This window comes from Saccharomonospora iraqiensis subsp. paurometabolica YIM 90007 (assembly GCF_000231035.2).
Taxonomy (GTDB): Bacteria; Actinomycetota; Actinomycetes; order Mycobacteriales; family Pseudonocardiaceae; genus Saccharomonospora; species Saccharomonospora paurometabolica.
In genome coordinates, this window is record NZ_KI912238.1 from 42,825 (window position 1) to 53,739 (window position 10,915).

The following is a 10,915-nucleotide window of genomic DNA, read 5'->3' on the forward strand; positions in this document are numbered from 1 at the left end:
GCCTGGTCCGGGCGCGCCGCCCCGTCGGGCTCCGCCGCCTCGTCCGGACGGGCCACCCCGTCCTCCCCGGCGGTGTCGACACCCACACCCAGCGCCTCGGCGACGCGGAAGGCGACGTCCCGGGACACCCCGGACTGCGGGCTGCGCGCGGTCTCCCCGAGATCGGCCAGCGCCGTCAGCACCTCCCTGCTCGTGGTGCCGAGTCGTTTCGCCACCACGTGGACCCGGGTCTTCTCGGGCAGATCCGCCAGCGTCTGCGCAGCGGATGTGGCGGCGGTCCCGCCGACGTTCTCGGCGGGTGTCTCCGCGTTCGACATACATCTCCTCCACCCCCGGGCGCGTTCAGCACGCCGCCGCTCAGGGGCCGTGTCCCTGTTGTGTCCGCCGTGGTGGAGTCCACCGTGGCGGGAATCCTTGCCTTGCAAGCCACCGGAGGGCCGGCGTACACCGACACACCGCCGACGGCAGGTCCCGCGACGACGTCCCAGCGGAACGCACGCACATCGGGTGCGCCTCCCTGTCGTCGAGTCGTCCGGCACGTCCCGTGCGCGGTGGCGACGACCCGCGGTTCCTCCAGCACGTCACCGGGCCACCCGCAGCCGCCCCGCCGTCCGTCGACGCCGACGACTCGGTAACCGGTGTCCAGTATCCCATACTCACACGGCGTCATCGCGGCCCTCATCGGGGCGACCCCGAACGAGGGGTCGTTCCGCCCGGCCGCCCCGACCGTGCGCCGCCCGGCCCACGTGCCCGGAGACACCGGGTGACGGCACCTCGGGAAGTGGGGCACGACCACGCCCCGACCGCGGTTCCCGGTGCCGAGGATACGCCGCGCGGACGGACACCCGGTGTCCGCGGACCGTCAGCGCCGGAGCATCCCCTCCCCGCGGCGTGCCGCCGCGAACACACCGCGCATGGCCGACACCACCGGGTAGGCGACGTAACGGAGCGTCGACACGTCCGGCGCCCCCGCCGCCGTGGCACGCGCAGGCGTTCAGGGCTCCACGCAGCACCGCCCACCCGATCTCCCCCGAACCGCCCGCCGTGCACCTGCCCCGGAGTGACCGGTGTGGCGGTCACCGCGTGACAGTCGCGCTGGGCGGTCACCCCCGGGTCGGCCGGGCCGGCCCGGTCCTGTTCGGCGGGGGAAGGCGTCCGGACGCGCGGTTCGTCCGGGCCGAGGCGCTGGTCGAGCGGTTCGGCGGCACGGGAGCCGTCCGGGGATCGATCCGCACGTCCGCCGGGGCGAGGCGTTCGGTCTCCTCGGCCCGGACGGGGCGGGCAGGTACTCGACCATACACATGCTCGCGTGCGTCTCACCGCGTTCGGACGGTGCGTTGTCGGTGCTGGGCAGGGACCCGAACCGGGACGGTCCCCGGATCCGGGCGCGACTCGGCGTGATGCCGCAGCAGGACACGGCGTGATGCCGCAGCAGGACACGCGGGACGCCGGGCTGCCTGTCCGTCAGTGACGGGGATTCGCTGTCGGCGTCGTCCGGCACCACCGTGTGATTCCCCACAGCGCGGACACTGCCACAGACCACCGACGACACGCGATCGGGACGCCTCGGCGGGGAACGGCCGGTGCCGGGAAGGCCTCCTTCACGGCACCGGCGGCGCGGCGCTCAGAGGTCCGGGAACCAGAGCTTCAGCTCGCGCTCGGCGGACTCGGGCGAGTCGGACCCGTGCACCAGGTTGAACTGGGTCTCCAGCGCGTAGTCCCCGCGCAGCGTGCCGGGCGTGGCCTTGTCCACCGGGTCGGTGCCGCCCGCGAGCTGGCGGAACGCGGTCACCGCGCGCGGCCCCTCGACCGCCATCGCCACGACCGGGCCGGAGGTGATGAAGTCGAGCAGCTCGCCGTAGAACGGCTTGTCCTTGTGCTCGGCGTAGTGCTCCTCGGCCACCGACCGCGGCACGTCACGCAGGTCCATCGCCGCGAGGCCGAGGCCCTTGCGCTCGATCCGCGCGATCACCTCGCCGACGAGACCGCGCTTGACGCCGTCGGGCTTGACCAGGACCAGGGTGCGCTCGCTCATAGTGGTTCTCCTTCGCTCGGTCAGGGATGTGTCCAGGCTTGACTTCTGTTGTCCGGCACCTTATCCGTGCCCGGTCACGGCGATCCGGCACGCCCCTGGAGCGTCGTGTCGCGGGCACGGGGCGTCGACTCGCGGGCCTGGGGTGGCAACTCGCGGGGCTGAGGTGGCGACTCGCGGGCCTCGGGCGTCAACTCGCGGGGTTGGTGGGGTGTTGGCCCGGGAGTCGGCCCTGGGCCATGCGGCGGGCGACGTCCCGGCGCAGCCACAGCAACCACAGCCACACCGCCAGGAACAGCACACCGATGACCGCCACCCACGGTAGGGTGACGACGAAGGCGAGCAGAGCCGCCTGCAGCGCGAGAACCACCCACGTCGACCAGGCGAACCGCAGCAGGCCGCTGCACACCACGTGCGCGACGGCGATCCCGCCGACGACCCAGCCCTGCAGGCTCGTCAGGCCGTCACCGAGCTGCGCGACGACCGGCAGGGCGAGCCCCACGACGATCGCCTCCAGCACGAGCGTGCCGGCCTGCACCCCGCGGAAGCCCTTCCACGGGTCCTGCGCCGGAGCCGGTACGTCGTCGGTCGGGGTGTCGGACGTCGGTTCGTCGCTCACTCCGGCTCCTTGCCGAACAGGGTGCGGGCGTCGCCCGCGGTGACGACCGAACCGGTCACGAGCACACCCCCGCCGGACAGTGGTTCCTCGGGCTCGTCGGTCTGCTCCACCAGGGCGACGGCCGCCTCGATCGCGGCGTGCAGGACCGGTTCCACCGTCACCCGCTCCTCACCGAAGATCGACACGGCCAGTGCGGCGAGTTCGTCGGCGGGCATCGCCCGGGGCGAGGAGTTCGTGGTCACCACGATGTCGGACACCGCCGGTTCGAGCGCCTCCAGCACCCCGGTGACGTCCTTGTCCCGCAGCACGCCGACCACGGCGGCCAGCCTGCGGAACGCGAACTCCTCCTCCACCGTGGCGGCGAGCGCCGCCGCACCGTGCGGGTTGTGCGCGGCGTCGAGCAGCACCGCGGGTGCGGCACGCACCCGCTCCAGCCTGCCGGGGGTGGCGACCTCGGCGAAGGCCTCGCGCACCGCGTCGACGGTGAGCTGCCGGTCCTTGCCCGCGCCGAAAAACGCCTCCACGGCGGCCAGCGCCACCGCGGCGTTCGCGGCCTGGTGCGCCCCGTGCAGCGGCAGGAAGATCTCCTCGTAGACCCCGCCGAGCCCCTGCAGGCGCAGCATCTGGCCGCCCACCGCGATCGTGCGCTCGAGCACGCCGAACTCGCTGCCCGCCCGCGCGACCGCGGCCTCCACCTCGACGGCGCGTTCCAGCAGGACGCGCTCCGCGTCGGGCTCCTGCTCGGCGAGCACCACCACGCTGTCCGGCTTGATGATCCCGGCCTTCTCCCCCGCGATCGTGGCGCGGTCGTCGCCGAGGTACTCGGCGTGGTCGATGCCGACCGGCGTGATCACCGCCACCTGGCCGTCGGCGACGTTCGTCGCGTCCCACCGGCCGCCCATCCCGGTCTCCAGCACGGCGGCCTCCACCGGGGCGTCGGCGAACGCGGCGAAGGCCATCCCGGTGAGCACCTCGAACTTGCTCATCGCCGGGTCGCCGGGCGCCTGCGCGCCGTCGACCATGCCGACGAACGGGGCGATGTCGCGGTAGGTGGCGACATAGGTCTCCGGGGACACCGGCGCCCCGTCGATGCTGATGCGCTCGGTCGCCAGTTGCAGGTGTGGGCTCGTGTACCGGCCGACCCGCAGCCCGAGCCTGCTCAACAGCGCCTCGATCATCCGCGCGGTCGAACTCTTGCCGTTGGTGCCCGCGACGTGCAGCACCGGGTAGGTGCGCTGCGGGTCACCGAGCAGGTTGACCAGCGTGGAGATCCGGGTCAGTGACGGCTCGATCTTCGTCTCCGGCCAGCGCCGGTCCAGCTCGGCCTCCACGGCCACCAGGTCCCGGCGGGCCTGCGCGGCGATCGCGGCCTCGTCCACCGACGGTTCGGCCTCGGACTCGTCGTCCGGCAACGGACCGGCGATGAAGTTGTCCCCTTCCGACAGTTGCGGGGGAAACTCCTGGTCGTCGGAGGACACGCACTCTCCCTACAGCTCGGTTGACACGTCCGAGTCTACGTCGGGCCCCCATCGGGTTCGTGCGGTGCCCGGCTCCCCCCGCCGCGCGCGTCCCGCGCGGCGAACAGCTGCCCGTAGAAGCTGTTCATCCTCGCCGCGGCGGGTGCGTACCGGGTGAGGATGTCGGCCACGACGGGCGACACCTCGTCCGGAACGTGCCCGGCGGCGCACCGCCGCACGTATTCGTTGCGTGCGGCGGGGGCACCCCCGGTGGGTGTCGCGACTCCGCACACCGCGGTGACCACCCAGTTGACCAGTCGCATGGCCGCGTAGTCGGCGTCGTGCGACCGGTTCCGGCGCACGAAATCCCGCTCGACGTCGGACAGGGCGAACCGGGGTGAGGTGGCCAGTCCGAAGTCCGTGAGGTGGATGCGCTCGCCGTCACCGCGCATGTTGTCGAAATGGGCATCCATGTGCAGCAGCCTGCGAGCGCCCAGGACGCGCACGTGGTGCGCGAGCTGTCGCTCGACCATGCCGACTTTGCTCTCCGGCTCGTGCCGCAGCAGGTCCCGGAGGTCGTACGGCACGTACTCGCTGAACAGCACGAGGCCGGCCGACGCTGTGCGCAGCGCGTCCAGGCGGGCACGCACCGTCGGAGCGCCGCCCAGTGCGGCCACCGCGGCGTCGAGGTCGCCGTGTTCGTCCGGCACGTGGGGGCGGCCGGGCAGGACCCGCCAGTGGTAGAGCAACGGGAAGGATTCCGCCTCGCCGGAGAGCACCGCGTCGGTCACGATGCGGTTCGCGGCGAGCTCCCGCCACGCGTTGAAGCCGGGACTCCCGATCCCGTACTGGCAGATCATGGGCAACCCGAACAGGTTCGCGGTGGAACCGGGACGCGCGCGCTCCCGGTCCGTCAACGGGATGCGCTTGACGAACACCGGGACCGCGTCGACGTCCAGTACCGCCGTCACCCCGCCCACCCCCACAGCGTTGACGGGGGCCGCGTCCACCCCCGCGGCGAGGTCCCCGTCCCCGCAGGAGGAGAGCAGGGTCGCCACCCGTTCGTACCGGGCGCGCCTGCGCCGCACGGTACGGAGCCCGTCGGGCGGGTCCGGGATCAGGAGCCGAGCGCTTCCAGGCGGGCGGTGAGCCGTTCGATCTCCGTGGCCGCGGTCTCCTCCCGGGCGCGGATCTTGTCCACCACCTCCGCGGGCGCCTTCGCCAGGAAGGACTCGTTGCCGAGCTTGTTCCGCGTCTGGGTGAGTTCCTTCTCCGCCGCGGCGAGGTCCTTGCGCAACCGCTTGCGCTCGGCCTCGACGTCGATCGCCCCCGAGGTGTCCACCTCGACCGTCGCGGTGCCCGCCGAGAGCGCGACGTCCAGCGACGCGGTCGCCGTGAACTCCGGACCGGGCTCGGTCAGCCGCGCCAGCGTCCGCACCGACTCCTCGTGGCCCGCCAGCACGGCGAACCCGTCTCCCGAGAGCCGGGTGACGACCCGCTGCCCGGGCTTGAGGCCCTGGTCGGAGCGGAACCGGCGGATCTCGGTGACCAGCTTCTGCACATCGGCGATCCGCTCCTCGGCGGCGGGGTCCCGGGCGGCCAGCCCGGACCGCGCGCGGGCGGGCCAGTCCGCGATGACCAGTGACTCCCCGCCGGTGAGCGTGGTCCACAGCCGCTCGGTGAGGAACGGGACGAACGGGTGCAGCAGCCGCAGCACCACGTCGAGCACGTGGCCCAGCACCGCACGGGTGCCCTCGGCGTGCTCGCCGGACAGTTGCACCTTCGCCAGTTCGAGGTACCAGTCGCACAGCTCGTCCCAGGTGAAGTGGTAGAGCAGGTTCGTCGCCTTGGCGAACTGGAACTGCTCGATCAGGTCGTCGGCCTCGGCCACCACCGCGGACAGCCTGCCCAGGATCCACCGGTCGGCCTCGGTGAGCGCGTCGCGCTCCGGCACCGGCGTGGCCACCGTCGCGCCGTTGGTGATCGCGAAGCGGCTGGCGTTGAACAGCTTCGTGCAGAAGTTGCGCGCACCTGCGGCCCACTCCTCGGCCAGCGCCATGTCCGCGCCCGGGTTCGCACCGCGGGCGAGGGTGAACCGGGTGGCGTCGGCGCCGTAGCGCTGCATCCAGTCCAGCGGGTCGAGGACGTTGCCCCGGGACTTCGACATCTTCTTGCCGTGGGCGTCGCGGATCAGCCCGTGCAGGTAGATGTGCTCGAACGGCACGGAGCGTTCGGGGCCGTTGTCCCGCATCGCGTACAGCCCGAACATCATCATCCGGGCCACCCAGAAGAACAGGATGTCGTAGCCGGTGGACAGCACGCTCGTCGGGTAGAACTTCGCCAGGTCGGCGGTGTCGTCCGGCCAGCCCATCGTGGAGAACGGCCACAGCCCGGACGAGAACCAGGTGTCCAGCACGTCCTTGTCCTGGTGCCACCCCGGGCCGCTCGGCGGCTGTTCGTCGGGGCCGACGCAGACGACCTCCCCGTCCGGCCCGTACCACACCGGGATGCGGTGGCCCCACCACAACTGGCGCGAGATCGTCCAGTCGTGCATGTCGTCGACCCAGTCGAAGTAGCGCTTGGCCAGCTCCGGCGGGTGAACCTGCACCCGGCCGTCCCGCACCGCGTCCCCGGCGGCCTCCGCCAGCGGGCCCACCTTCACCCACCACTGCAGCGACAGACGCGGTTCCACCACCGTGTCGCACCGGGAGCAGTGCCCGACCGCGTGCACGTACGGCCGCTTCTCCGCGACGATCCGCCCCTGCTCGCGCAGGGCCGCCACGATCGCGGGACGGGCCTCCAGCCGGTCCATTCCCTCGAACGGGCCGTGCGCGGTCACCACGCCGCGCTCGTCCAGGATGGACGGCATCGGCAGGTCGTGCCGCCTGCCGATCTCGAAGTCGTTCGGGTCGTGGGCCGGGGTCACCTTCACCGCGCCGGAACCGAACTCCGGGTCGACGTGGCTGTCGGCGACCACGGGGATGCGGCGGCCGGTCAGTGGCAGCTCCACCTCGGAGCCGACCAGGTGGGCGTAGCGCTCGTCGTCCGGATGCACCGCCACGGCGGTGTCGCCCAGCATCGTCTCCGCACGGGTGGTGGCCACCACGATGGCGTCCTCGGCGTCACCGTAGCGGAGGGAGACCAGTTCGCCGTCGTCGTCCGAGTGTTCGACCTCGATGTCGGACAGCGCGGTCAGGCAGCGGGGGCACCAGTTGATGATGCGCTCGGCCTGGTAGATCAGCCCCTCGTCGTAGAGGCGCTTGAACATGGTCTGCACCGCGCGGGACAGGCCGTCGTCCAGCGTGAACCGCTCGCGCGTCCAGTCGACGCCGTCCCCGAGCCCACGCATCTGGTCGAGGATCTTGCCGCCGTACTCGGCCTTCCACTCCCAGACCCGCTCGACGAAGCGTTCCCGGCCCAGGTCGTGCCGGGACAGCCCCTCGTTCGCCAGTTCCCGCTCGACCACGTTCTGCGTCGCGATGCCGGCGTGGTCCGTTCCCGGCAGCCACAGCACCTCGTAGCCCTGCATCCGCCTGCGCCGGGCCATCGCGTCCATCAACGTGTGGTTGAGCGCGTGCCCCATGTGCAGGGTGCCCGTCACGTTCGGCGGGGGCAGCACGATCGTGAACGGCGGCTTGTCGGACCCGGCGTCCGCGGTGAAGTACCCCGCCGATACCCAGCGCTCGTAGAGGGCCGGCTCCTCCTCGGCCGGGTTCCAGGCGGTGGGCAGGTCGGTCCGGGGGGCCGCGCCCTCGGGCGCGGAGCTGTCGTTCACGGCGCTGTCGGTCACGGGGCAAGTCTAGGAAAGACCGTGGTCGGCACCCGCACCGCCTCCGACGACCCCGTCCGGAGCCGTGGTGCCGTCCCCGGCCCCGGCCTCATCGGCACCAACCGATCCGGGGGCGTGCCCGGAGTCGGCGACGAGCGGGACGAGCAGCCCGGCCAGAACGGTGGCGGTGATCTCCTCGACACTCCCACGCAACGGATCGCCCGCGCCGTTGCCCTCCGTGATGCGCGCCGCACGACCGGCGGCCCGTTCCACGTCCCCGGCCGCGTCCGGCCCGAGCGCCGCGCCCACCGCGTCCGTTCCCGTCAGCAGGGCGATCAACGCGGTGGTGCGCTCGTCCGGCTCCCGGCCGTCGAGGAGCACCTCCCGCAACCGGGCGCGGAGCCGGTCGAGCTCGGCGGCGCCCTTCTCGGGAGCGCTCCGCAGGTCGGTGGACCCGGGCTCCTTCGTGAGCGCCGCCACCGCGTCCTTCGGTCTCGCGTCTTCCAGCGTGGCCAGCACGGCGAGTGCCGAGTCCAGGGCCGGGTGCCCGGTCGGGGCGGGATCGCGGAGCACGAGCCTGCCGGTGGTGGGCGTCTCCGGCGCTTCGGCACCGTTCGCACCGCCGGTTCCGTCAGTACCGCCGGTTCCGTCAGTACCGCCGGATCCGTCAGTACCGCCGGTTCGGTCCGGGGCCGGTGTCCGCGGTGCGGTGTCCACGGGGTCCGTGCCGCCCGTGACGTCCACCCGGTCGAGCATGGCCAGTTCGATCAGCAGCGCACCCGCCAGGGAGTACTCCCCCCGCGGTGTCGCGGTCCCGGATGCCCCGGTGCCCCCCTCGGGCAACAGCAGGGCCAGGTCCTCGGCGATGAGCATGGTTCCGAGGCTATCGGTCGAGCGTCCCGCATGTGGGCCCGCGTATCCCCGGATCGGACAGTGCGGGCGGGATCGGGCGGCGCGGCACGCACGATGTGAGTGTCGCGGTCATCATGGAGTGGACGGGCAACCGAGCCCCGCGGGAGGTCGGGATGGGACGGGTGACGGTCCGCAGGCCGGTTCGCATGGTGCGGACGCAGGGCGTGCGGAGCAGGCCGGACGCCCTGGCGGTGGAGGAGCCGTTGGAGTTGCGCGTCGGGGGCCACCCGCTGGCGGTCACCATGCGCACCCCCGGCCACGACGTCGACCTCGCCCGGGGATTCCTGCTGTCCGAGGGGGTCGTCGGTGCCCGCGGCGACATCGCCGTGGCCCGGTACTGCGACAGCGTGGACGAGGCGGGGCGCAACACCTACAACGTGCTCGACGTGCTGCTCGCCGACGGTGTGCCCGCCCCGGACGTCGGTGTCGAGCGCAACTTCTACACCACCTCGTCCTGCGGGGTGTGCGGCAAGGCCGCGCTCGACGCGGTGCGGCTGCGCGGCCGCTTCGACGTCTCCGCCTCCGAGCTCGCCGTGACCACCGGGGTGCTGGCCGGATTGCCCGACACACTGCGGGAACACCAGCGCGTGTTCGACTCGACGGGGGGTCTGCACGCGGCCGCCCTGTTCGACTCCGACGGGACTCTCCTCGTGGTCCGGGAGGACGTCGGCAGGCACAACGCCGTGGACAAGGTGCTGGGGTGGGCGCTGGAACACGACCGGGTCCCGCTGTCCGGGGCCGGGCTGCTGCTGTCCGGGCGCGCGTCGTTCGAGCTGGTGCAGAAGGCCGCCATGGCGGGGATCCCGCTGGTCGCCGCGGTGTCCGCGCCGTCGTCGCTGGCCGTGGACCTGGCCGAGGAGCGGGGCGTGACACTCGTGGGCTTCCTGCGGGGGGCCGAGATGAACCTCTACACCGGAGACCGGGTGCGCGAACCGGCCCCGGCCGACGACACCCGCTGACACCGGAAGCCGCTCACCGGCGCAGGGCGACCCGGACCGTCGTCCCCTCCCCGCCGACGTGGGTCCGCACGAGGTCGGCGACCTGGTTCACCAGCAGCAACCCGCGCCCCCCGTCCTGGTGGGGCGTCGGGGGACGTCGGCCCGCGAGTCGGTCGGTCGGCCTGCCCCGATCGCTCACCTGGCACACCACGCCGCCCCCGTCCCGCCACATCCGCAGCAGGCCGCCACCGCCGCCGTGCTGGACGCTGTTGGCGCACAACTCCCCGATGACGAGCGCCACGTCCTGCAACCGCTCCCCCGTGAATCCCCCGTCGGCGGCGAAGTCGGTCGCGGTGTGCCGCGCCCCCGTGAGGCCGTCCAGGTCGAACGGCACGCGGAGGGCGTCGGCGGGGACGGGCAGCGGCACGTTGTGCCGTTCGAAGGCGTCCTCCGGTGCGTAGCGCGGGCTCACGTACGGACCGTCGTCGTCGACGACGACGGCGTGGGTCGCCTCGGCGTCCGCCAGCACCGAGGGTGCCAGCCGACCGGTGTCGTACGGGCACAGCAACGTCGCGGGCCGGTCCTCGAACGAGGCGTTGACCAGCGCCTCGTGCTGCACGCAGGCCGGGTACTCGTCCTCGGTGCGGCCGCTGAAGACCGGCTCCCCCACGACCCGTACCGGGTGGGGATGACTGTCGGCGAACGAGCGCAGCACGAGCGGGATGATGCGGCCCGGATTGCGTCCGGCCTCCGCCATGTCGACCAGCCGCACCCGTTCGGCGTCGGCGCCGAGCGCGGCGGTCAGCGCCTCCAGATTCGGCGCCGGCAGGATCACCGCCACCGGTTCCCCCTGCGCCAGTCCCTCCCGGACGAACGGAACCGTGGCCGCGAGGAACTCCGCGCGACCGCGGTAGAACAACGCCGAGTGCGAGAAGGTCGACCGCGTGTCGGTGTCCTCGCGCACCGCTGTCATGACCGCTCGTCCTCACCACCCGGGTACTACTGACGCGTAAGGGATATCCGTGCGCGCGACCCGGTAAACGTCTACAGAAATGTCCGTGCGACGAAGGACATCGACCACAGCCCCACGGCCGTGGCGACGGCGGTGACCGCGCCCCACGCGAGCAACGGCCGGTCCCCCACCGCCGCCCGGGCCCGCAGCGCGCCGTAACCCGCGACGACCAGGGG

At 72.8% G+C, this 10,915-nt stretch carries 9 protein-coding genes and 1 pseudogene; 2 read left to right on the forward strand and 8 right to left on the reverse strand.

Annotated elements, in window-relative coordinates; genetic code table 11:
• On the reverse strand, positions 1–317 hold a 317-nt coding region (locus SACPADRAFT_RS27375; protein WP_007024994.1), incomplete at its 3' end, for a translation initiation factor IF-2 N-terminal domain-containing protein.
• Positions 318–1,134: 817 nt separating this feature from the next.
• Between SACPADRAFT_RS27375 and SACPADRAFT_RS33905 the strand changes: the two are divergent.
• Positions 1,135–1,415 (forward strand): annotated as a pseudogene (locus SACPADRAFT_RS33905) (ABC transporter ATP-binding protein); the annotation flags it as partial.
• A gap of 209 nt (positions 1,416–1,624) precedes the next feature.
• Here the strand turns inward: SACPADRAFT_RS33905 and ndk are convergent.
• From ndk to SACPADRAFT_RS31510, 6 genes are all read right to left on the reverse strand, one after another.
• Positions 1,625–2,035 carry a nucleoside-diphosphate kinase gene (gene ndk, locus SACPADRAFT_RS0212355; RefSeq protein ID WP_007024995.1) on the reverse strand — a complete coding sequence of 137 codons (411 nt, stop codon included), beginning with the start codon at positions 2,033–2,035 and terminating at the stop codon, positions 1,625–1,627.
• 187 nt (positions 2,036–2,222) lie between these two features.
• Entirely contained in the window at positions 2,223–2,651 is a 429-nt protein-coding gene (locus SACPADRAFT_RS0212360; protein ID WP_007024996.1) for a DUF4233 domain-containing protein, read from the reverse strand.
• Positions 2,648–4,129 (reverse strand): bifunctional tetrahydrofolate synthase/dihydrofolate synthase, encoded by a 1,482-nt coding sequence (gene folC / locus SACPADRAFT_RS0212365; RefSeq protein ID WP_007024997.1) that lies wholly within the window; start codon positions 4,127–4,129, stop codon positions 2,648–2,650. Before folC ends, SACPADRAFT_RS0212360 begins: the two co-directional genes overlap by 4 nt.
• Before the next feature lie 35 nt (positions 4,130–4,164).
• Positions 4,165–5,196 (reverse strand): BUD32 family EKC/KEOPS complex subunit, encoded by a 1,032-nt coding sequence (locus SACPADRAFT_RS0212370; RefSeq protein ID WP_007024998.1) that lies wholly within the window; start codon positions 5,194–5,196, stop codon positions 4,165–4,167.
• Between the two features lie 29 nt (positions 5,197–5,225).
• Complete coding sequence (locus tag SACPADRAFT_RS0212375) at positions 5,226–7,898, reverse strand: valine--tRNA ligase (RefSeq protein ID WP_007024999.1); 2,673 nt, start codon at positions 7,896–7,898, stop codon at positions 5,226–5,228.
• A 9-nt stretch (positions 7,899–7,907) separates the two neighbouring features.
• Positions 7,908–8,750 (reverse strand): GOLPH3/VPS74 family protein, encoded by an 843-nt coding sequence (locus tag SACPADRAFT_RS31510; protein WP_007025000.1) that lies wholly within the window; start codon positions 8,748–8,750, stop codon positions 7,908–7,910.
• Between the two features lie 152 nt (positions 8,751–8,902).
• On the opposite strand from SACPADRAFT_RS31510, the gene fdhD reads away from it, so the two are divergent.
• Positions 8,903–9,748 carry a formate dehydrogenase accessory sulfurtransferase FdhD gene (gene fdhD / locus SACPADRAFT_RS0212385; RefSeq protein ID WP_007025001.1) on the forward strand — a complete coding sequence of 282 codons (846 nt, stop codon included), beginning with the start codon at positions 8,903–8,905 and terminating at the stop codon, positions 9,746–9,748.
• A gap of 13 nt (positions 9,749–9,761) precedes the next feature.
• On the opposite strand, the gene SACPADRAFT_RS0212390 is transcribed toward fdhD, so the two are convergent.
• Positions 9,762–10,700, reverse strand: coding sequence for a sensor histidine kinase (locus SACPADRAFT_RS0212390; protein WP_007025002.1), 939 nt, complete (start codon positions 10,698–10,700; stop codon positions 9,762–9,764).
• Positions 10,701–10,915: the final 215 nt, after the last annotated feature.

What these genes read in the sequence shown, in the direction of transcription:
- ndk (WP_007024995.1), bottom strand. Translation starts at nt 2,035, where the DNA reads ATGAGCGAGCGCACCCTGGTCCTGGTCAAGCCCGACGGCGTCAAGCGC.
- SACPADRAFT_RS31510 (WP_007025000.1), bottom strand. Translation starts at nt 8,750, where the DNA reads ATGCTCATCGCCGAGGACCTGGCCCTGCTGTTGCCCGAGGGGGGCACC.
- fdhD (WP_007025001.1), top strand. Translation starts at nt 8,903, where the DNA reads ATGGGACGGGTGACGGTCCGCAGGCCGGTTCGCATGGTGCGGACGCAG.
- SACPADRAFT_RS0212390 (WP_007025002.1), bottom strand. Translation starts at nt 10,700, where the DNA reads ATGACAGCGGTGCGCGAGGACACCGACACGCGGTCGACCTTCTCGCAC.